The following is a 21,637-nucleotide window of genomic DNA, read 5'->3' as shown; positions in this document are numbered from 1 at the left end:
TTTGTGTCTACCTACTTAATTCTTACTTTTCTCAGGGTAAAAGACGGGGCAGAATATAGTCTACAAAAGGGTACAGAAAAATAGTTCCTCTTCGGGCTCCGCTTACAGAAAAACGGCTAATAAAAAGAGCGACTGGAAGAATAACTGGGAGAGTATCCCTTCGGGATACTCTCCATTTCATTACGCTTAGAATAGAGGCCTCCGACAATTTACAAAGGAGTCTGTGTCTGGCTTTCCATAGTGTTAAGATGAGGAAAGAGCCAAGGAAAGAATCAGGTTTGGGAATAGTTACGGATAGTTCCTATCCATGAAGATGTTGATGACAAATTCATAACTGACCTCATATCCATAACATTTATGAAATGGGCAAAACTAATGAACCAATTCCTAATGTGACTAAACCACAAATAGTTAGTAAGAATTACTTGTGAGTAAACTGGGGAATCCAGGGGAAATCTTTGTTGAGGTACCCGGAATATTTTTACAAGTCTAATGACCTGTTCAACAACAATACCCTTGGTGGAAAACTCTTTGCTTCCTGCCTTTTGTTCTGAGTCGCCATGGTATAATCCCTATCATGTTTTTCTAGCTGTTCACGGAGACTAGGAGGGAAAACATCTCTTCATATCTCTAGCCAGTAATGAAATGTGTCCTTTGCTTCCGTTTTCCATATACCGAAATGCAAACCTAAAACATCAAATGTTGGCATTTTCGTCAAATAGAACAAGCACAGACATACCTATTCTTTTATCTCTAGTTTCCGTTTCCCCCTTCCTCCTTTCTGATTTATACGTATCCAGGACTTACGCAACTGGCACAAATAGGGGGCCGGATGTAGCCCTGGTACGCAATAATTGAACTCAAACCAAGCACATAGGAAGACTTGGGCATTTTAGTTGCTGAATTAAATAATTAGAAAGCAATCTATGCTTGTTTTGATAAACAGTTTGACCAGTCTGATAGGCTAAATTCTTTAATCTAATCCAAACCAACATTGCACAAGCAATATGATTTCTTTTAAGCCTAGCTTTACGACATTGACAAGATTCAATGCCACTTATTTGTTTAATCTCTCGGTGAAACTCCTCGATTTTCCAACGAATTTTACACACCTCTTGTACAACATTCGTAGAACTTTGAGATAAATCGTTAGTAGCGACATAATCCGTTCTGTTGCTAGAAACAGCAACCCGGAATAGGTTCACTTTTTTCTGAGCGGGAAACCCTTTAATTTTTATAATTTTACCACATTCTAACTCTTCAGTACTCCATTCTCATAATTCAATAGGTTTATCTTTTTCCTTGGCAAATGTATCATCAACTAACCGATTCTTGTTTAAAAGGTAATAATAAATTTTGTCTAAACTATTAATATACAGCATGGAACTATTCACTGCATACCATGTGTCCATCAAAACCGTATCAAAGGAGAAAAGCTGATGATACACCAGGTTTTGCAGCATATCTTTCACATGGTCTATCTTGGTTTTACCATCCACATCAGCATTAAAAATGCGGTAATCTATTACCCCAAATCTTTGAACTTTAGCATTCACATATACACAACTGACTACACCAATTCCTTGGAGTATGCCATGTTCATTACCACTATATTGTTTCCTCACCATCTCTATTTCTTCAGAATATCTTTTGTCTAAGACACTATCATCAAATATGATGTACCCATTACCATCAGGTTCTACTACCTCTTTCACCTTATCCCATAGTAGACGAGATGTTAACTTTTCGGTTTTTAAATAATAGTTAATTGCATCATGGCTAATACTTTCTAAATGCTCTGCTAAGTTAGTAACTGTATAATTAATTTGACTACTTAATAAGTATTGCCAGTAATCAAGTTTAGTAAATCCCATTACCCTCAGCAACATTTATGTAATACAATCTCCTACCTATTTTCTCATGAATATTTCAATAATGTTTCCTGTTGCAGCTACTTCTTATGGGTTGATAAAGCTTTCCATATCCGATTCATTTAATATCGGTGTAGTATATTTCACCCATCGCCTGTGCCAGTTGCCTAAGTCCTGGTATCTTTCTTTTTACTTTCTATATCACCTTGAAGTTTTTTATGCTGCATTTCAGCTTGGGCTAACAAGTCTTGAAACTCATGGTTAGTTATTCCCAGTATTTGTTTTGTAAAATGTGGATATTCTTGTCTTGAATATAGTTAATTTAGTGGATCTTTCCTTTTGCTACACCTTCAAGATTCCCTTCTAGCATTTCTTTCACACCAAGTTAATTTTCTTGACAGGTCTAATGACAATTTATACCTCTTAAAACTTTCCAAACATGCTCTTAGAGATCTCCAGGTTGCTGGCAAACTACAACCTTTCTTAATGGAAATAGTGCAACAGTATATTCTTAAACAAGAAACATCTACCATGGCAGATATTGATACAGTAGAGCAATATATCATCGATTTTCAGTTCCAACAGCAACTTGTCAAACCAGAGTCGCGTAATAGCTGAGCACTAACGGCATGAATTTTGCTGATTTTAGTGCATCTGTCGCTTTTCGACTCAAACTAGATCGACTCAAAGCCCAAGTTAGAGAACCCAAACTTGACGAATATTTTACCCAAAACCAACGGTTACTAGAGCAATTTGTTTTCTCTCGTATGGTTGTAGACAATTCCAACTTAGCCCAAGATTTACGCCAACAAGTTGAGCAAAATGGCGCTGATTTTACCAACTCGCCAAATAACACTCTGTTGTGGATGATGCTGTAGTAGGTGGTGTAATGGGAGCAATTAGTCGTAAAGAAATGCCCGATTTCATCCAAGCAGCAACTTTAAACGTTATCCCTGGTCAAATAATTGACCCTTTTGAAATTGATGATCTCTACTACTTGTTGAAAGTCGAAGAGGTCCTCAGTGCTACCCTAGCAGGAGAACTGAAATAAGAGCTAGAAAATCAGATATTTGAAGAGTGGTTGCAAGATAAATTGCAATAAATGAATATCCAGCTTGCTATTGAATGATTGGCGAAGAGTGAAAGTGGCTTTATCAAAGCCTAATCTTTGCTTACAACTTCCTTTTATTATAGGCGCTCGCTCAAAATTTTAGCCACTCAAATTCAAAATCTCAAAATCATCGCTCTCAACAATAAATTCTAAATTCTGTCTATGGTAAGCATTGATGACAAGTTAAGGAAAAGGGGAAATTGTCAAGGCTGGTATTTGCAGTGGTTAAAATCGTGAGTAACTCATTATAGGCAAGTAATTGAGCGATTGTTACCAGCCATGACACAGAGGCGAAAAACCAATCGAGACTACACAAAAAGGAAACACAGACTACTCGTAGAAGATCAAGTAATTGCCGAGCAACTCTCAGGATTACTGACACCAACCATTACAAATCAAGAAAACTACTACCGAAAATTAGGACTCAGAAAACGGATACTGAATTTACCGTTCATGATGGCTGCGCTGTTAACCTTATTATGGGTCAGTGCCGGCGTCAGAGCACTGACAAGAATGTTAGCCGAAGTGGGGTCAGGAAAAACAATGGCATTCTTATTTAACAAGCGTGTTAGACCCTAATGTTTTACCACCTTATGTGGTAGCCGATTCATATCGGGGACGTTGGCGGGTTTAAGATGCCTGTAATACAGTAAAAAGACTCTTGGGTTTAAGTTATTTATGGACGGGTTCAATCAATTGAATTCAATTATAAATTTGGGCGACTTGGTTATTTTATGGTGTTTTAGTAGATTTACGTGATGCCGTAGCGGATGAACTTTCTCTGCCCTTTGATGAAATCTCATTAGAAATGATTTATCGTCGTCTTTATCATTTGATGATGGCTCATTAAAAAGGTAAGGCAACAGAAGAAAGTTAAGTATTTTACTGACCCCCAAAATCGAGATTTAGGTATTATCAAACAGCAGCGAAAACCAAATGTTAGGTTAATTGTCGCTCCTTTACCTGATCTTCAACGAGGGCTTGACCAATTCTTTTTCCATATTTCTCCAAAAGCCTCTTGACAAAAGACTTTCAGCCTTAATTTGTCACCAATGCATTGATATTGTCATATAAATCAACTTTTCTGGTTCTTGGGAACTTATTATGTTGAAATTTTAATTAAATTCCGTCAATTGCCTTGAAAATCAAGCCTTATAGACATTTATTTATAACGTCAATTTCAGTAATTTTGCCTCAAACCCTAAGAATAAGGACTGTTATTATTACCCAGCAAGGGTTTCAAGCTGATTTACAGACATATTTAGCATAACAAGTAATGAAGAGCCAATTTTCTTTATTTTCTCTCAGTGTCGTTGATTAATCCAGTCCTTTTTGATACAGATATAGTAAACAAGTGATCGCAATAAGGGGAAGCTTGACAAACCTTAGCTACATCTAACAATTCTAACAGCTTATAGGCGTGTTTGATTTTGTGATATTCTCCCTTGGTAGTGCTACCAGTCGCAGTTTTGAGAGTAGGTTCTAAAATATCTTTTGAAATAATCTCCACATTAGCATTTTTGGGAATAGAATTTTCTTTAAAATCTTGTCTATAAAACTTTTTCAGAGTTGCAATATCAGCAATAAACCAAGCTTCCATTGTTTGTAGTATTAAATGGCAATTATGATCATCAACTACTACTGGTTCATCCCAATTATCCCTAGCTTTCAAATGTTCCCAAGGAGAATTTATTTTCACAGGTGTTTCTCCATCAAGAAACGACAGATCAAAAGTATCGGCATAAGATTTGAAAGCATTCTTAAAGTCCCTAAAAGCATGATTATAAGTACCACCAATAATAATATCCCATTTAATTTTTGGACTGCTTGCGGTATCAGCAATAGGTTGTAAAAAACGTGCAAATCCTTCCTTAATTAATTTTTTTGTATTTTTATAATCTCCACCACCTTCTATATAAATTCTAATCTCTTTTACCTTCCATCTACCCCTCCTATCTACCCATCTAAACTTTACCAAAATCCCTCAAATAAAGCTCAGCGAACCTCCGTGTTAACCTCCTCGCACTTCTGGGTTTCAATTACCTCCTCAACCCTTCTCAACTCACCCGCCCGCCAACTATCAGCAATATCTTTAATAAAACTAGCGATAGGAATAGCCACCAACAAACCCAAAACGCCGCCTAACTTCGCACCAATTAACAAAGAAATCACCACCCAAACAGGATTTAAACCGGTCAAATTACCCAAAATCCTTGGTGCAACAATATTAGAATTAATTTGGTCAATTGTTACCGCTATCGCTGCAACTTCTACCCCTTCCCAAAAATTTTCTAACGCTACCAATAAACTCACAATACCAATACCTATTCCAGTTCCAAAAGGGAAAAGAGAGAAAATACCAATACCTATTCCAAACAACAAAGCTAAAGGAATTCTTAACGCTACAAATGCCAAAGTAACTGTCACTGCTAAAATCGCTCCTAATGTTGCTTGACCGATAAAATAATTCTGAAAATCCTCTTTGAGTAATTCTCTTACTTTGGTGCTAATATTGGAGGGAAACCATTGATAAATCCCACTCCATAATTTTTCACCATTTAAGGTTAAATAAATAGTTAAAACTACTGCTAATAGTAAATTAACTAAAAATCCAATAGTATCAAATGCAAAACTAAGAATCTTACCGGTAAAAGATTGAAATTGACTAGAAATTCTTTCCAATAACTGTGTAGCTAAACCACTGATATTAACTGGTAGATCTTGTTGTGTAGCTGCCCAATTCAGAAAAACTTGTAATTGTTTAGTTCCCGAATCAATCCAAACTGGGAGAATATTAACTAATTCATTGAGTTGTTGAAAAATTAAGGGTACTAAAATTACGCCTACAGCCCCCAAAATTACTACTGCTATCAGTAAAACTCCCACAATTGCTAAGTTACGTGGTACTCCGCGTTTATGAAAAAATTTGATAGGATAATCCAAGACAAAAGCTAATAAAATGGCAACAGAAATAACACTGACTAAAGGTTGGAAATATTGAATAACTTGGATTACTAACCAACCGTTAAGAATGGCAATAGGAAAAGCCAAACCTATACTTAACCATCTTGGTAATTTGTCGATTGTTTGCATGAGTTGTAATGTTCTTGATTGATTCAGTTGATTGAGATATTTAGAATGGTTTCTTTATTGAGTCCGTGCTGTACTAATTTTTTATTAAGCAAGTGTCACATTCAATGTCTATTGAAGGGTAAATCAAGTGTCGAACATCTTTTGATACTAACCAATTTATAGTTGTGACGCGCCCTACTGAATATGCTATTTGCTTAAGTCATGAAGAAAATCCAGCATAATCTATTGATGGGTAATTCCTAAAGGCCTTACTTCTTCAGCTATTACTGAATAATAACTACTTTGGAAAATATCTTCCGGTCTTAGTAATACCATATCCCACCCTTTATTTAAAACTAATTGATCTAATCCTACTAATAATGGAGCCTGAAAAACATGAGGAATAATGTTTTCATCGGCATACATTCCAAATTTGCTAAAAGATGGTAGTTCATAATTGATTTCTTCAATAACGTCCCTCATAAGTGGTGTTTCTGGGGTTTCTCCTGGTTCTAGATGTCCACCAAATAATCCCCAACAAACAGGATGGACAATATGAGGAAAATTATCCCGCAGTTGCATGAGGAACTTGTTATTTTGGTAAAGAATGGCGATAGCTACTTCCTCAATTGGATTGTTCATAATATTATATTATTCTTCTTCTAAGTAAACTTCACCGTACTCCTGTCCAGATAAGGGAATACTTTTGTATTTGATTCTGCCCTTAAATACTGCATCTTGTCCCACTTGCAGATTGGTTTGATTAGTCACAACCCAGATTTTCCCCGTTAAGTCAGCAATTTGATATGCTCGTTGCTTAATTAAAGGAGCTTTTTTTTCTACTTTGCCTTGGATGTAAACTGTAGTTTTATTATCCTGTACTGGTTTAATTTCTCGAATCGGTGTGACATTAGCACCAATCCTCAAATTATTTAAGTTCAATTCTGTAGGTTTACCATTACCACAACTACAAAATCCCATTACCAGAAGAACAAGCAATCCTTGGTGAAAGAATCTTAAATAAGAAAGTTGTGCTTGTTTCATAAAAGCCAGCAAATGAGAGAATTTTTCCATTAATCCTTACCTTGTCACCAATTTCTCGAAGTTTGTATTCATACTATCTATTCTTTATCCTTCAGTTGACAGAGCTAATCTGAGAAAATAGTCGTTGACTGGGAAATTCTGAACTACTGAATTTCTCAACTCCTAATAGGGGAGCGTGGCGTAAGCCATACTTCTGATAGTGTTTACGTAGTGTGCTGTAGGCATAGCGTGGTGTATAACTCCTACGTCGTCACGCAAGCTATAGTAATATTCCTGAACTTCTTCTTCTCATTAATGACAATGGAAACACAAACTGCAAAAATCCTTGATGGTAAAGCATTAGCTGCTAAAATCCAGAAAGAATTGGCTGCTACCATTACAGAATCACAACTGAAAATTGGACGACCTCCTGGTTTAGCTGTGTTGATGGTTGGTGATAACCCAGCTTCAGCAGCTTATATCAGCAACAAAGAAAGAGCCTGCGCTAAAGTGGGCATTGCCTCTTTTGGTAAGCATTTTCCCACCCAAACTAGCCAAACTGAACTAGAGGATGTGATTGCTGAACTTAACCAGGATGAACAGGTAAATGGGATTCTGGTACAGTTGCCCTTGCCTAAACATTTAGATGCAATAAGCCTTTTACATAGAATTGCACCAGATAAAGACGCTGATGGACTTCACCCGGTTAATTTAGGACGACTGGTGCGGGGTGAAGCAGGTTTACGCAGTTGCACCCCTGCTGGAGTGATACGGCTGCTGGAAGAATATAAAATTCCTTTGCTAGGAAAACAGGCAGTGGTAGTAGGACGTAGTATTTTAGTTGGTAAGCCAATGGCATTGATGCTGTTAGAGGTTGATGCGACAGTCACTATTGCCCATTCTCGAACCCAAGACCTAAAAACCATCACCCAAAATGCTGATATTCTGATTGCAGCAGCTGGTATTCCTGGATTAATCACTGCCCAGATGGTGAAACTGGGCGCTGTTGTGGTAGATGTGGGGATAAATCGCATTACTGATAGCAGTGGTAAGAGTCGTCTGGTTGGCGATATTGACTTTTCCACAACGGCTATGGTGGCAGAATATATTACCCCTGTTCCGGGTGGTATTGGTCCGATGACAGTCGCTATGTTGTTGCAAAATACAGTATCTAGCTATTTGCAGGCGACCAGTAATTAAGGAGTGATAATTTCCCAGCTAACTGCGCCGATTTGAGATTTTCTGGTCAAAGTTCCTAGTTTCCACTATGGAATCACACCAAAATCTAAAATCCAAAATCCAAAATTGAACCCCTAGTGAGTGTTTCTGCTCCACCACACCGTAAAATTGTCACACAGATCAAGATCAACCGAAAAGTTTAGGAATTGCAGTATGGTAGCAACGGATAACTTTCAAAAGAAATCAGAACAAGCTAGGTTTAACCTCGCTGCCTATCTTAAAGAACGACAAAAGCTTTGTGATACTGCCTTAGACCAAGCTATTCCTGTCGTTTATCCAGAAAAGATTTATGAAGCCATGCGCTACTCCCTCTTAGCCGGAGGTAAGCGTGTACGTCCCATTCTCTGCCTTGCTACCAGTGAAATGATTGGCGGTACACTGGAAATGGCCATGCCAACGGCTTGTGCAGTGGAGATGATCCACACCATGTCTTTGATCCATGATGACTTACCAGCAATGGATAACGACGATTACCGTCGTGGTAAGTTGACAAATCATAAAGTCTACGGTGAGGATATTGCGATTTTAGCCGGGGATAGCTTATTAGCTTTAGCTTTTGAGTTCTTAGCCACTCAAACCCCGAGAAATGTGCCATCAGAGCGCTCTTTACACGTCATTGCCCGTTTGGGTAAGGCGCTTGGGGCTGCGGGTTTAGTTGGTGGTCAAGTTGTAGATTTAGAATCGGAAGGTAAATCAGATATTTCCCTAGAAACTCTGAATTTTATTCATAACCACAAAACCACCGCACTTTTAGAAGCTTGTGTGTGTGTGTGGGGGAATTATCGCCGACGCATCCCCAGAAGATATACAAAAATTAACTCGTTATTCTCAAAATATTGGGCTGGCATTCCAAATCATAGATGATATTCTCGATATCACTGCCACTCAAGAAAAACTCGGAAAAACTGTAGGTAAAGACCTCAAAGCTGAGAAGGTCACCTATCCTAGCCTGTGGGGAATCGAAGAATCACGAGCTAAAGCACAACAACTAGTTGAGGAAGCTTGTGTAGAATTGGCATTCTATGGAGACAAAGCAATTCCTCTCCAGTCCATCGCACACTTTATCATTAATCGCGATCACTAGGGTCAAAAGACAGAAGAATTTTGGATTTTGGACTGACGATTTTGGATTTTAGATAAACCTATCCCAAATTTAAAATCGCAAGTACAAAATTTAGTCACAAAATCATCCACGAAACTGGTTTGAATGCTGAACGCTGACTACTGGTGTAAAAAAACTGCTTCTCAACACACAACTGCTGCTTATACAGCAGGAGTCAGGAGTCAGGAGTCGGGAGTCAGGAGTAAAACTCTCTTGCTGTCTAGGTTTCAATTTAGATTCTGTACCTCATTGATCTACAATCTGCTGTAATTTAATTCACCTTAATCAAAATACCATGCAGGACATAGGCGACATTTTCAACAACCGGGTGCTGCTGGTTGCTCTTGTAGCTTGTTTTGTGGCTCAAGGATTAAAACTCATCGTAGAAGTGATTAAACATCGCAAAATAGATATGCGTGTCTTAGTCACCACAGGAGGTATGCCCAGCGCCCATTCGGCCTTAGTAACGGCTTTAGCTGCTGGTGTGGGGCAAACTCTGGGTTGGGCATCCCCTGATTTTGCCGTAGCTGTAATTTTTGCGATCATTGTCATGTACGATGCTGCCGGAGTGCGCCAAGCCGCTGGTAAGCAAGCTCGAATACTTAATCAAATGATTGATGAATTATTTCATGAAAAACCGGAATTTAGCCAAGACCGACTCAAAGAACTCCTGGGACATACACCAGTTCAAGTAATAGTCGGTTCAGCTTTAGGTATAACTATTTATTGGCTATCTAGAGCTGCTTATTAGTCATTAGTTATTGGCAATTAGGAGAGGAATAATCACCAATCACCAATTCCGAATTACCAGTTACTTGGAATTCACAACTGAACGCAGTAATATGACTTTTCGACCATCTGCTAAGAGGGGAAAAAAACCATTTTCATTTAGTTTTTGTAATGTATTATATGCCTCTGTTTGATTGGTAGTATAAACAGCCAATAAATAAGAGCGTTGTCCATAAGAAACAAGACCCACATTACCCCCAACTGCTCTTTGAACACTATTAGCCAGTTCGGGGCGGTTGAAATAATCTACCAATACAGCAAAACCATCTCCTAAGACTCTGGGATTATAGCTAAGTATCTGATTTGGAACAACTGCCGATGAGGTTATTGCCGCTGCGATTGTTTTTGATGTTGTTATTGGCGGTGGGATTGTTGGTGCAGTTAGTCGAGTCGTGATAATGGCAGATAAACCGACAATATTGTTAACATATTTTGCCCAACGATTAGCATCATCAATCTTTTTAAAACCACCAATCCGGGTTACTGTTTCATTCAAATATTGACAAGTAACAGTTTTTAAATCCGATGGTAAAGCACTGCGTAATTGCTCTTGACTATTAGTTGTGGGACTAACAACTAATAAAAGATACTCCCCCTTACTAGGAGGTTGACAAACAGGAATAACTAGTTGGGCAAAAACAGGATTAATCCTACTAATTAAAGGGGCGATGCCTGCGGTGAGTGTAGTTATTGCTAATAATAAAGCACTTGGTAAAGAATGAAATCTTTGCACAAACATTTGATACCTAATATTATATGTTTGTAAATGTTTGTAAGCATTCAGCACCAAGCCAGAATGCCTACATATATTCTAATTGATTACACAGTTGTTAAAGATGCTAAAGGATCAGGAATTTGTGGTGAAGGAGCCTCAAATTGTCCAGTAATTACATACTCTAGACGCAATTTTAACCAATTAATAAATTGATGATTAGTGGAAATAATTGCTACTGGAGGTCTAGGACACTTAGATTTATTTTCTGCCATTTCTGGCGCTTCTAGAAAAGCTGGGTTTTTCACTAACCAAAAATCAATTTCTTTTTCTTGTTCGTGATAATGACGGGTGCGTTCCTTCAACACTTCGTGTATTGGTTCTTCTTCCAGTAGAAAGTGTTGACTAGCCAAAACGTAATAGTACGTTTTCATTTTCTTCCTTGGGTTACTATTTAATAATTTATAGGGTACAGTACGGCTGCTGTACCCTGAACAGTTAACTTTTTTTGAATCCCTTAAACCAAGAACTGAAGGGACAACCACTAGCTTTCTTTTCGTTTTCACTATTGACCAGTGTGCCACCTGCTGTCAGCTTTTCTAAGAACAGGTTGTTGTCAAAATAGTGTTCCACGGACAGAATCTTTAAATCATCAGTAACATGAGCTACACTTATACCGATAAGTTCCACCGTTTCCCCCGTAGGTGCAAAGTCTTTGTAAGCACCTTGGAAATGTCCCCAGTGTCTCCACTTAAATGTAACATTAGGTGGTCCTGAGTACACTTGTAGCACTTCCCAAGGAAAACCTTGTGGAAATGTGCTGTGGAATATTTTAGCTGATGATTCAAAACTTTCTTCCGAAGCTTTGTAATGTTGGGAATCAGCCATAAATAGGTTATAACTACCTTGGGCGGATAAATCTGCTGCTGTATACTCTTTACCACCATTGGTACTGACCCGAAATTTCTCACCTACCACAGATAACCATTGCTGGGGGTTACTTTTGTAAGATACCTCCATCTCGAAGGTTCTCACCAAGTTCTGTACAATCGCTTCTAGTGTACCTTCTAAGTGATTGCAGGTACTTTCCTTAGCTAGATTTTCTTTGGAACGAGTATAATCCGGTGGTGTTTGATAGCGCCATTCGGCATGGCTACTGTATGCAATCACTGTATCCCGGTCTTGTACCCAAAGAGGCAGGTTGTTAGACTGTGTGGAAGTCATAGAAGTGTTAAGTTACAAATGTCACTTTAATCTTGTAGGATTACGCAGCTAATACCCCCCTAATACCATTCAAAATGTTTCTTCATTTTGAATTTTTAATTTTTAATTCTTAATTGGATCCCAGCGACATGGCTTGTTTCATTTCTCGGACGGCTCTTTCTATTCCCACTAAAGCCGCCCGACTGATGATAGTATGACCAATATTTAGTTCTTCCATGCCTGGAAGTGCCGCTACTGGATAAACGTTCCAGTATGTGAGTCCATGACCAGCATTTACTCGCAGACCAGCTTTAATTGCTTGCTCACATCCCTGTGCTAATAAACCTAGTTCACGTTGGCGGGTTATTTCATCTTTTGCTTCAGCATATTGTCCTGTGTGCAGTTCAATAAATTTCGCCTGTACCTTGACAGAAGCTTGGATTTGTGCTGATTCAGCATCAATGAACAAACTGACGGGAATGCCAGCATTTTGCAATTTATCAACTATCTCCCCTATTCTAGCAATTTGCCCGACAATATCCAAACCGCCTTCTGTGGTTACTTCTTGGCGCTTTTCGGGAACTAAAGTTACATAATCTGGTTTGATGTCGAGGGCAATTCCTAACATTTCATCGGTTGCAGCCATTTCTAAGTTTAAGTGCGAGCGCACCGTTTGTCTTAAAATTCTCACATCTCTGTCTTGAATATGTCTTCTATCTTCACGTAAATGTACGGTAATTCCATCTGCACCTGCTAATTCTGCCAATACCGCAGCCGCTACAGGGTCTGGTTCTACAGTCCGTCTGGCTTGGCGAATAGTAGCGATATGGTCAATATTTACACCGAGTGTAGGCACGCCTGGTTTCTCCTGTTTTACTGTCTTTCAGATGTTGATTTTACAGAAAATACCAATTGAGTGGTGAACGTGGAAACTAGATTTTTATTTTTGGACATATTTTTTTTAAAGAAAGACAATTATCCAAAAATTGACCAATAATTCCTTGATGCTACAAGCCCCCGGACTTATCCGTGGAGTCAATCTAAAATCTAAAATCTAAAATCTAAAATCTAAAATCTAAAATCTAAAATCTAAAATCTAAAATCTAAAATCTAAAATCTAAAATCTAAAATCTAAAATCTAAAATCTAAAATCTAAAATCTAAAATCTAAAATCTAAAATCTAAAATCTAAAATCTAAAATCTAAAATCTAAAATCTAAAATTAGGATGACAATGTCTAAGGCGATATGCTTTTAGAACTGCAACAAATTATTGTCGAACTATGTCAACAGATGTTACTAAAAAATATTAATTGGCAGCAATTAGAAAACATTCTAGAGGAAATGGTAGAAAAGTGTGCTCCACGTATTTATTATAGTGATGACCGGCTAAAATTTATGGTTTCTCTACCCGAACACGAAAAATATAAAGAACTTATTGGTGATTTAATTAAACTTGTATTAGACAAACTCGAAATTGATTTTGAGCCTTTTGGTTCTACAAGACTTAAAAATGAGCGAATGCGACAAGAAAATGCTTGGTTGTGGTGTAGACGTTTGGGTTTTTAGTTAGGAACTTGGGAAGGAACTATAGATAGATAAAGTGCAATTTGGGTGCGGTTTTATGATGTTGCGGGAAATCTAGTTTTCTGACCAGAAGAGGCAGCTAAATAACAAGCAAAAATTGCAGTTGTACAAGCGGAGGAATCTAAAGCACGAGAGGAAGAAGCTAAAGCTAAAGCAGCTAAATTGGCTGCTAGATTAAGAGAACTGGGTGAAAATCCAGATATGTTGTGATCACTTTTCTGTAGGTTGGGGATCCATTGCTATGGACGGATTACCCGGCTTGAAGCGAATGGCGTTTGACCCAAGGAAACCCAACATTTATAGCAGGAGTCAGGAGTAAAACTCTCTTGCTGTCTAGGTCTCAATTTAGATTCTGTACCTCATTGATCTACAATCTGCTGTAACTCTCATAAGTACCTGGGCAAAATTAATCAAACATTTTTGGTAAAAACAGAAATCTCTGTATTGCTTATCTCTTCCTTGTTCCCTCCTCTAAATGTACAATTTATTTTGCACGACTACTTGTAAGTATTATAACTAACTTGAAGCACTAGTATAAAACCTTAATGCAAACCGCCAGAACCAAGTAGAAATGAAAAATAATATCACCGCTAATATGGCTGCACCAAATAACCAAGTTAACTTACCTTGTCCTAACATTGCTTGTGCAGGAACGGTGGTTAAAAATGTCACTGGTACTACAAAGGTAAAGAAAACTCGGTAAGTAGCTGGATAAGCTACAATCGGATATCTGCCAGCTTCTAAGAAACCCTGCAATACTTCAGTAACATTGTATATTTTTATAAACCAAATTGTAGTAGATACCAAGATAAACCACAGGCTGTAAAGAATGACCAGGCTACAACCCAAGGGAAATATACTAAGTAGGTATTTGTCTATTCCTAAACCCAGATTTTTACCTGCATAGCCAATGATGATACAGCCAAAGATTAAATCTGGTAATCCCCACGGTGATAGGGTATGAGTGGAAAGCCAAAACTGACTGCGGATAGGTTTTAATAATACAAAGTCTAAAGTACCTTCTTGGACATAACGAACAATGTGGTTTAAGTTGGGTGCTAGGAAGGTGTCAGAAAAGCCTTGCAATAAGGTAAATATTCCTAGAACTATTAAAGCGGCTGACCATGACCAACCAGTAAAGGTGTAACCGTTGCGGTAAAACAAGAATAGCCCAAAAATACTGCCTGCGAGATTGCTGATACTGCTGAAGGTGGCGATAATGAAGTTGAGACGGTACTCCATTTCTGCGGCGATCGCAGCACTCCAAAATAATCGTAGCACTTTTATATATCTTTGCATCTTGTTCCCTTAAACTAATATCTACAACATCTAAAATAACTTTATATAATCTTATTATTAACTTTTATTTTCTGAAAACTTTGAACGTTAAGATGTTGAATACAACTTATTGAGCAGGTTAGATTTGATGCACTTTAATTTACCAGATTTAATTAAATCACTAGGATACTTTGGGGTATGGGGAATTATCTTTGCTGAATCTGGCTTACTGATTGGTTTTTTTCTCCCTGGTGATAGTTTACTATTTACAGCAGGATTTGTTGCTTCTCAAAAATTGCTGAATATTTGGGTGCTAATTTTTGGTGCGTTTGTTTGTGCTGTGTTTGGGGATAATGTGGGCTATTTTACTGGCCATAAATTTGGCAGAAAATTATTTGATAAAGAACATTCTTGGTTATTTCATAAAAATCACATTGTTAAGACTCAAGCTTTTTATGAAAAAAATGGCAAAAAAACTATTGTTTTAGCAAGATTTATCCCAATTATCCGCACCTTTGCCCCAATTGTGGCAGGAATTGGTTCTATGCACTATCGCACATTCATGTCTTACAACGTGATTGGTGGTTTTGTTTGGACATTTGGTATTACTATGTTAGGTTTCTTTTTAGGTAACTCACTACCACCAGAAAAAGTAGATAAATATCTATTACCAATCATTGGTTTAATTATTATTGTTTCTTTATTACCTTCAATTATTCATGTAATTAAAGAAAATAGAGCCAAGAGATCATGATAAAAGAAATAATTATGCTTTTTGTTATATAAGCTCAACTAAATGGTTAGATTACGATTAATATATGGCTAAACTGTCTAAGGAATTACAAAGCTATTTTTTTGAAGAAGAAAAACATGAAAACCTAACTCTGGCAGATATTCTATTATTAGCTGGAGAGAGGATTTTTAGTTTCTTGCTGGTAATTTTATCTCTACCTTCGGCTTTACCTGTTCCTACTCCTGGTTATTCAACTCCTTTTGGTGTGCTGATTTCTCTGTTAGCGATACAGTTAATTTCCAGTGCTAAAACTCCTTGGTTGTCTGAAAAAATGCTGCACCATCCTCTTCAACTCACGACAGTGGAAGGTTGTCTGAAAGCTAGACTGCCTTGGTTAAGAAGAATTGAAGCAATAGCACGTTCTCGTTTATCCTATATTTGTACTACTTTACCAGGTAGAATCACTCTTGGGGTGGTGATCGCTCTCATGGCTATTTCAATCATGGATGATTCCCATCCCAGGGACCAACACTCTACCAGGAATGGGCATTTTTGTAACTGCCTTTGGTTTGTCAGAAGATTATGGTGCCATTAGTTTAGAGGGCAGAGGTTTTGGTCAATTTTACTTTTCGTTACATACTTCTCTCCGAGAAGTCGCTGTGCGTCTACGGTTTTTTTTTGCCTTCCTACTTAATAGTAATAAGTTATCACGGCAAGTTGATAAATTGAAAAAAAGAAAAAATATTTTTTGTGGAAGTTTAAGTTTTGGACACACACTCTAATTCACGATCTAATTATTGGCAACTTTTACCTTACATTCGCATCCAGTGGCAACCCATCACTAAGGGGTTTCTGGGAATATTAGGATATGTATTTGCAACTTTAACACTGATTAATCTAGCGGGTAAATTGGCAGTTCCCTTTGGACAGGGTAATGTAGTAGTGATCGCCCAATTAACCGGAATGTGTGCTTTAGTATTTCTTGTGCGCGGCTTTTTTCAGTCGGTACAGGACTTATACATGGCACGTGCAGCTTTAAGGGTTGCTTTTCATCTCCGTCAACAGGTTTACGCACACTTACAAAAACTGAATCTTAGTTATTTTGAAACCGCGAAATCAGGAGATTTATCTTACCGTCTCACAGAAGATGTTGACAGGGTTGGGGAAGTTATCAATAAGCTTTTTCATGATTTTGTACCCTGTCTTTTGCAGTTGCTAGCTATTCCCATCTACATGATTTATTTGAATTGGCAACTCACTCTTGCTACAGTGATTGTTGCCCCAATTATGGGAATTTTAATCGGTTGGTTTGGGGAACGTTTACGTAAATATTCACTTAAAAGTCAAAATCGTATTTCCGATTTATCAGCTATTTTAACAGAAGTATTTACTGGTATTCGTTTAATTCAAGCTTTTGCAGCAGAAAACTATGAAATTGCTAGATTTAGCCATGAAGCAGAACGTAGTTTAAAGGCTAAATATTCAGCAGAAAAATTAAAAGCGATTCAAATTCCCATTGTGGGATTTTTGGAAGCTTTGAGTGCCTTATCTTTGCTAATGGTGGGAGTATGGCAAATTTCTCAAAATAATTTAACTGTAGGTGAATTTTTTAGTTATTTAGCAGCAGCAGCTTTGTTAATTGATCCTATTGGGCATACGACTAATAACTATAATGAATTTAAAGAAGGTGAAGCATCAGTTGACCGAGTTTTTGAGTTATTAGCGATTCAACCAACGGTGTTAGAAAAAGATGATGCTTTCAATCTTCCTAGTGTTAGTGGCAAAATTGAATATTTGAATGTGACTTTTGCTTATAAACCAGGAGAAATTGTCTTAAATAAGATTAATTTATTGGTGATGCCAGGACAAGCGATCGCACTTGTCGGTGCTTCTGGTGCTGGTAAAACTACTTTTGTAAATCTGTTACCGCGATTTTATGATCCTGAAATTGGGGAAATTTTTATAGATGGTGTAAATATTCGAGATGTTACACTAAATAGTTTGAGAAAACAAATTGGCATTGTTCCTCAAGAAACTATTATGTTTTCAGGAACTATTGCTCAAAATATCGCGTTTGGAAAAAAAGGTTTTGATATTTATGCAGTCGATAAAGCAGCAAAAATTGCTAATGCCCATCAATTTATTCAGCAACTACCAGAAGGTTATAATACTTGGGTAGGTGAACGTGGTGTAAATTTATCTGGTGGACAAAGACAGCGAATTGCCATTGCACGTGCTGTACTGTTAAACCCGCAAATATTGATACTTGATGAAGCAACATCTGCATTAGATTCTGAGTCAGAAGCATTGGTACAGGAAGCTTTAGAAAGATTGATGAAAAAGCGCACGGTATTAATTATTGCTCATAGATTATCGACAGTGAGAAAGTGCGATCGCATTTTAGTTTTAGAAAAAGGACAAATTGTAGAATCAGGAAATCATGAAGAACTGTTAACCTTAGAAGGTAAATATGCGCGGTTTTATGCCCAGCAATTTTCTTAAACAGAACTGCCATATTTAGTAGGATGCGTCAAACCTAGAAATTGGTTAATATCAACAGATTTTCAACATCTGACGCACCTTACAAGAGACTTGATTTTTACCAAAAATTCCTTGATGCTTCAAGCCCCCGGATTTATCCGTGGAATCAATCCGAAATACAAAACTGTATGACACATCCATACGCAATGCTTACACCGTATTCATTTTTACGTTTTCATTCACGGCGCTACTAGTACAGTACGGTGTAAATAAACCAACCATTCGAAATCTCTGAAAAGCTTATGGCGTATACATTTTGAATTTTGTTGGCGCAGCCTGGTGGAAGCACTATTTTGTTAACATAGCTCTTTTGAAAGAAGCATTTTGAATTTACAGCGGTACTAGTCTTGCATTGAAATATCAAATTTAAAAGGATCATTTGATCTGTTATTGAGCTTTGTGGCAAAATGTAATAATTCTGTATGAATGTTGATTATTTATGTATTGATAGAATAAGTCATTTTTACAAAAAGAAAATTGAAATCCTATGGTTTTGATTTGCTAATTTTTACATAATTATTTACCTTAAAAGATAAATATACGCGTTTCAATGCTGATGGGCTTAGTTAATTACTAATAATTGTAATTATCGGCTAGACCAATATTTAGGGAACACTAGAAAAGTGCCAATCAGCGAAAGCTTTTAGAACTCAATTGTTGAGGTTTAATCATGGAACCTGCAAAAACCTCACTGTCTGACTTCGGTAATCAATACATTCAGCGTCATTTTGTGGTAGTCAATCCAGATGCCTGTCTGATCGATGTCCTACAAATGACGAGTAGAATGGGAGAAACAGTCTCTTACTCAAATACCCTTCGTACTAGTTGCGCTTTTGTATTAAATAACCAGCAACTAGTTGGTTTATTAACAGAGAGAGACTTGGTGAGACTAGCTGCACAACAACGCAATTTAAGAACAACCAAAGTCTCCGAAGTCATGAGCAGGAATTTGATTACCTGCCAAGAATGGGAAGCGCAGGAACTGATGAAAGTGATCCAATTACTACGTCAGCATAGGATTTGTCATTTACCAATAGTCAACGAACAGGATCAACCTGTGGGTTTAGTCACAGAATCTAGCCTTCGCAGTGTGCTACAACCAGCAGATTTACTCAAGTATCGGTATGTCAGAGAGGTAATGGCAGAAAATGTGATTCATGCCCTTCCTACACACACAGTTCTGGAGTTAATACAGCTGATGGATTCTCATTATCTCAGTTTTGTTCTCATTGGCAGAGCGATCACACCTGGAGAAATCCTACCTGTGGGAATTGTTACAGAACGAGATATTGTTCAACTCCAACTTCTAGAAATAAACTTCAGGGAATTACAAGCCCAATAAGTAATGAGTTCTCCCCCGTTGTTAGTCAATCCTGAAGATTCACTTTGGGAAACTCATCACAAAGTGCAGCAGCAGAATGTACAGCTATCTGTTGTTGCTGATAACCAAGGATATCTAGCAGGGATTTTAACCCAAAGCAGCATTTTACAAGCTTGTGATATCAGAGAACTTCACCAAGTTATTACCCTATTACAACAGCAAGTACATAACCTAGAAACGGAAAAAGTCAATTTACTCAAACGCCTTAATTCCGATCTAACAGAACAAGTCAGCAATAAAAAAGCCAAACTCAAAACCCAAGTTCAACGCAATCAACTATTAGCTGATATCGCTTTAGGCATTTGTGCCTCTTTGCGTTTAGACGAAATTCTCAATGAAACAGTCACAGAAGTACGTCAATTATTAGAAGTTGAGCGTGTAATTATTTATCATTTTGACTCTGACTGGCATGGAGAAGTGATTGTGGAATCAGTAAATATTCCCCAATGGTCAATTTGAGATAAAGTGGTAGTAGATAATTGTTTCGAACAGAATTGGCTACACTCTGATCAAAACAAAGTTTCTAAGGCTATTGCCGATATTCATCAATCAAACTTGAGTCCTTATCACATTGAATTTTCAATAGAGTTTCAAATCAAAGCCAATTTAGTAGTACCAATCTTAGTAGATGATTCCCTTTGGGGATTGCTAATTGCTCATAGGTGTAATGATGTGATTGAGTGGCAAACTAAACTGACGAAATAGAATTTCTAGAACAGCTATCAATACAGGTAGCAACCGCCATTCAACAAGCCACTTTACTTGCCCAAGTCCAGAGAATCAATGCCGAACTTGAAGCCAAGGTAGCAGAACGGACTATAGAACTACAAGCAACTAATGAACGCTTACAAAAAGAGTTAGTCCACCTTCAATAAGCAAAAGCTGCACTCCAAAAAAGTGAAGAACAATATCGACGCATTGTAGAAACAACTTCTGAAGTAATTTGGATGCTCGATACAGAAAGCAATACTAGCTTTATCAACCCCCGTCAGCAATGCTGGGTTATTCTGTCAAAGAAATGCTGGGAAGAGTATTACTTAATTTTATACGCATAGAAGAACAGAAAATAGCCCAAATACACTTAGAACTTCGGCATCAAGGTATTCAAGAACAACACGATTTGAAATTTTGCCGTCGAGATGGCGCCGAATTGTGGGCAATAGTTTCTACTACACCTATTTTTGACACTATAGGAAAATATCTAGGTGCATTAGCAATGCAAACAGATATTACTGGGCGTAAACAAGTGGAATTAGCCTTACAACAGAAATTAGAAAACGAGCTACTAGTCAAGCAAATCACTGAGCAAATTCGTCAAAATTTGCAAACTCAGCATATTTTTGAAACTGCTGCTATTCAAATTAGTCAAGGGTTGAAAGTTCATCGTTGTGTAATTCATAGATATCTTACTCAACCAGAAGCTCTTCTGCCTTTAGTAGCAGAGTACTTTAATGGAAATTAAAAACCCATCAAAGACATAAAAATTCCTGTTACCAACAATCCTCATGTTGAAGCAGTGTTAGCTCAAGATCAGGCAATAGTGATTTCAGATATTTATACTCAACTATTATTTCAACCTGTGATTGAACTGTGCCACAAATTGCAAATCAAATCTCAAATCAATGTTAGGTGTTAGTACTTCCTAGCCAGGACAACTCAATGGCTCCATTGGAATACATCAATGTATCAGTTACCCAGGGTCCCAGGATCACCAAATTCGAGAGTGGAAACGTGATGAAATTGAACTATTAGAAGCCATAGCTGCTCAAGTGGGAATTGCACCAGCTCAAGCCACTTTATTAGAAAAAGAAACTACTAGATGGAAAGAACTGACGCTGAGAAATTTGTTTGGCATTAGAAGAAGCGAAACGGTAAGCTGAAAGTGCTAACCAAGCCAAAAGCGAATTTCTCCCTAATATGAGTCACGAAGTTCGTACACCCATAAATGCCATTCTTGGTTTTGCATATTTATACAATCTGAAGTTATAGAACCTCAT

At 37.6% G+C, this 21,637-nt stretch carries 23 protein-coding genes and 5 pseudogenes; 17 read left to right on the top strand and 11 right to left on the bottom strand.

Translation table 11 applies throughout. From position 1 onward, the window contains the following. Window positions 1-622: 622 nt before the first annotated feature. Both AAZO_RS37325 and AAZO_RS07255 read right to left on the bottom strand, forming a co-directional pair. Window positions 623-727: a transposase family protein gene (locus AAZO_RS37325; RefSeq protein WP_228371555.1), complete on the bottom strand. Its 105-nt coding sequence runs from the start codon at window positions 725-727 to the stop codon at window positions 623-625. Between the two features lie 133 nt (window positions 728-860). Next, window positions 861-1,874, bottom strand: a pseudogene (locus AAZO_RS07255) (IS701 family transposase). A gap of 483 nt (window positions 1,875-2,357) precedes the next feature. On the opposite strand from AAZO_RS07255, the gene AAZO_RS41080 reads away from it, so the two are divergent. The 5 genes and pseudogenes from AAZO_RS41080 to AAZO_RS29280 form a co-directional block, all read left to right on the top strand. After that, window positions 2,358-2,489: a hypothetical protein gene (locus AAZO_RS41080; protein ID WP_266888689.1), complete on the top strand. Its 132-nt coding sequence runs from the start codon at window positions 2,358-2,360 to the stop codon at window positions 2,487-2,489. Window positions 2,490-2,500: 11 nt separating this feature from the next. Then, window positions 2,501-2,749: a hypothetical protein gene (locus AAZO_RS26185; RefSeq protein WP_049790610.1), complete on the top strand. Its 249-nt coding sequence runs from the start codon at window positions 2,501-2,503 to the stop codon at window positions 2,747-2,749. Next, the gene (locus tag AAZO_RS26180; protein WP_049790609.1) at window positions 2,734-2,922 is read left to right on the top strand and encodes a peptidylprolyl isomerase; all 189 of its coding nucleotides are present in this window, start codon (window positions 2,734-2,736) and stop codon (window positions 2,920-2,922) included. Before AAZO_RS26185 ends, AAZO_RS26180 begins: the two co-directional genes overlap by 16 nt. A gap of 339 nt (window positions 2,923-3,261) precedes the next feature. Beyond that, the gene (locus AAZO_RS43475) at window positions 3,262-3,561 is read left to right on the top strand and encodes a hypothetical protein (protein ID WP_041639625.1); all 300 of its coding nucleotides are present in this window, start codon (window positions 3,262-3,264) and stop codon (window positions 3,559-3,561) included. Further along, window positions 3,518-4,004, top strand: a pseudogene (locus tag AAZO_RS29280) (IS4 family transposase); the annotation flags it as partial. The gene AAZO_RS43475 and the pseudogene AAZO_RS29280, both read left to right, overlap by 44 nt. A 272-nt stretch (window positions 4,005-4,276) precedes the next feature. Here AAZO_RS29280 and AAZO_RS07240 read toward each other — a convergent pair. The 4 genes from AAZO_RS07240 to AAZO_RS07225 all read right to left on the bottom strand — a co-directional run bounded on the left by AAZO_RS07240 (window position 4,277) and on the right by AAZO_RS07225 (window position 7,128). Next, a complete protein-coding gene (locus tag AAZO_RS07240; protein ID WP_013190736.1) occupies window positions 4,277-4,960 on the bottom strand; it encodes a DUF4276 family protein in 684 nt (227 codons plus the stop codon). Between the two features lie 17 nt (window positions 4,961-4,977). After that, on the bottom strand, window positions 4,978-6,075 hold the full coding sequence (locus AAZO_RS07235; protein WP_013190735.1) for an AI-2E family transporter: 1,098 nt from the start codon (window positions 6,073-6,075) through the stop codon (window positions 4,978-4,980). A gap of 222 nt (window positions 6,076-6,297) precedes the next feature. Beyond that, window positions 6,298-6,696 carry an NUDIX hydrolase gene (locus AAZO_RS07230; RefSeq protein ID WP_013190734.1) on the bottom strand — a complete coding sequence of 133 codons (399 nt, stop codon included), beginning with the start codon at window positions 6,694-6,696 and terminating at the stop codon, window positions 6,298-6,300. 9 nt (window positions 6,697-6,705) lie between these two features. Then, on the bottom strand, window positions 6,706-7,128 hold the full coding sequence (locus AAZO_RS07225) for a hypothetical protein (protein ID WP_013190733.1): 423 nt from the start codon (window positions 7,126-7,128) through the stop codon (window positions 6,706-6,708). A gap of 270 nt (window positions 7,129-7,398) precedes the next feature. Here AAZO_RS07225 and folD point away from each other — a divergent pair, with 270 nt between their 5' ends. The 3 genes and pseudogenes from folD to AAZO_RS07210 all read left to right on the top strand — a co-directional run bounded on the left by folD (window position 7,399) and on the right by AAZO_RS07210 (window position 10,169). Further along, window positions 7,399-8,277: a bifunctional methylenetetrahydrofolate dehydrogenase/methenyltetrahydrofolate cyclohydrolase FolD gene (folD, locus tag AAZO_RS07220; RefSeq protein ID WP_041639624.1), complete on the top strand. Its 879-nt coding sequence runs from the start codon at window positions 7,399-7,401 to the stop codon at window positions 8,275-8,277. Window positions 8,278-8,469: 192 nt separating this feature from the next. Beyond that, a pseudogene (gene crtE, locus AAZO_RS07215) lies at window positions 8,470-9,400 on the top strand (geranylgeranyl diphosphate synthase CrtE). A 313-nt stretch (window positions 9,401-9,713) separates the two neighbouring features. Then, the gene (locus AAZO_RS07210; protein WP_013190731.1) at window positions 9,714-10,169 is read left to right on the top strand and encodes a divergent PAP2 family protein; all 456 of its coding nucleotides are present in this window, start codon (window positions 9,714-9,716) and stop codon (window positions 10,167-10,169) included. Window positions 10,170-10,229: 60 nt separating this feature from the next. On the opposite strand, the gene AAZO_RS07205 is transcribed toward AAZO_RS07210, so the two are convergent. From AAZO_RS07205 to AAZO_RS07190, 4 genes are all read right to left on the bottom strand, one after another. Beyond that, a complete protein-coding gene (locus AAZO_RS07205) occupies window positions 10,230-10,946 on the bottom strand; it encodes a hypothetical protein (protein WP_041642759.1) in 717 nt (238 codons plus the stop codon). Between the two features lie 80 nt (window positions 10,947-11,026). Then, window positions 11,027-11,353: an MgPME-cyclase complex family protein gene (locus tag AAZO_RS07200; protein WP_013190729.1), complete on the bottom strand. Its 327-nt coding sequence runs from the start codon at window positions 11,351-11,353 to the stop codon at window positions 11,027-11,029. A gap of 64 nt (window positions 11,354-11,417) precedes the next feature. Beyond that, the gene (locus tag AAZO_RS07195; RefSeq protein WP_013190728.1) at window positions 11,418-12,143 is read right to left on the bottom strand and encodes a nuclear transport factor 2 family protein; all 726 of its coding nucleotides are present in this window, start codon (window positions 12,141-12,143) and stop codon (window positions 11,418-11,420) included. A 109-nt stretch (window positions 12,144-12,252) separates the two neighbouring features. Further along, window positions 12,253-12,978: a pyridoxine 5'-phosphate synthase gene (locus AAZO_RS07190; protein WP_013190727.1), complete on the bottom strand. Its 726-nt coding sequence runs from the start codon at window positions 12,976-12,978 to the stop codon at window positions 12,253-12,255. Window positions 12,979-13,368: 390 nt separating this feature from the next. Between AAZO_RS07190 and AAZO_RS32730 the strand changes: the two genes are divergently transcribed. Next, on the top strand, window positions 13,369-13,689 hold the full coding sequence (locus AAZO_RS32730) for a hypothetical protein (protein ID WP_013190726.1): 321 nt from the start codon (window positions 13,369-13,371) through the stop codon (window positions 13,687-13,689). A gap of 534 nt (window positions 13,690-14,223) precedes the next feature. Here AAZO_RS32730 and AAZO_RS07180 read toward each other — a convergent pair. Then, window positions 14,224-15,006, bottom strand: a complete 783-nt coding sequence (locus AAZO_RS07180) for an ABC transporter permease (RefSeq protein WP_013190725.1) — start codon at window positions 15,004-15,006, stop codon at window positions 14,224-14,226. A 127-nt stretch (window positions 15,007-15,133) separates the two neighbouring features. On the opposite strand from AAZO_RS07180, the gene AAZO_RS07175 reads away from it, so the two are divergent. From AAZO_RS07175 to AAZO_RS43470, 8 genes and pseudogenes are all read left to right on the top strand, one after another. Further along, window positions 15,134-15,739, top strand: coding sequence for a DedA family protein (locus AAZO_RS07175; protein WP_013190724.1), 606 nt, complete (start codon window positions 15,134-15,136; stop codon window positions 15,737-15,739). Window positions 15,740-15,803: 64 nt separating this feature from the next. Continuing rightward, a pseudogene (locus AAZO_RS07170) lies at window positions 15,804-16,323 on the top strand (exopolysaccharide biosynthesis protein); the annotation flags it as partial. Between the two features lie 160 nt (window positions 16,324-16,483). Then, window positions 16,484-18,220: an ABC transporter ATP-binding protein gene (locus AAZO_RS07165; RefSeq protein WP_013190723.1), complete on the top strand. Its 1,737-nt coding sequence runs from the start codon at window positions 16,484-16,486 to the stop codon at window positions 18,218-18,220. A 709-nt stretch (window positions 18,221-18,929) separates the two neighbouring features. Beyond that, a complete protein-coding gene (locus AAZO_RS26175; RefSeq protein WP_049790608.1) occupies window positions 18,930-19,601 on the top strand; it encodes a CBS domain-containing protein in 672 nt (223 codons plus the stop codon). A 3-nt stretch (window positions 19,602-19,604) separates the two neighbouring features. Next, window positions 19,605-20,099 (top strand): CBS domain-containing protein, encoded by a 495-nt coding sequence (locus AAZO_RS26170; RefSeq protein WP_049790607.1) that lies wholly within the window; start codon window positions 19,605-19,607, stop codon window positions 20,097-20,099. Window positions 20,100-20,105: 6 nt separating this feature from the next. Beyond that, window positions 20,106-20,345, top strand: coding sequence for a GAF domain-containing protein (locus AAZO_RS26165; RefSeq protein WP_049790606.1), 240 nt, complete (start codon window positions 20,106-20,108; stop codon window positions 20,343-20,345). Window positions 20,346-20,634: 289 nt separating this feature from the next. After that, on the top strand, window positions 20,635-21,102 hold the full coding sequence (locus tag AAZO_RS07155; RefSeq protein WP_041639623.1) for a PAS domain S-box protein: 468 nt from the start codon (window positions 20,635-20,637) through the stop codon (window positions 21,100-21,102). Between the two features lie 440 nt (window positions 21,103-21,542). Next, window positions 21,543-21,629, top strand: a pseudogene (locus tag AAZO_RS43470) (histidine kinase dimerization/phospho-acceptor domain-containing protein); the annotation flags it as partial. Window positions 21,630-21,637 lie beyond the last annotated feature (8 nt).

Origin of the sequence: 'Nostoc azollae' 0708 (genome assembly GCF_000196515.1) — a bacterium.
In the GTDB taxonomy this organism is placed as follows: domain Bacteria; phylum Cyanobacteriota; class Cyanobacteriia; order Cyanobacteriales; family Nostocaceae; genus Trichormus_B; species Trichormus_B azollae.
The sequence above is the reverse complement of the archived record's forward strand: the minus strand, read 5'-3'. Positions and strand labels throughout refer to the sequence as shown.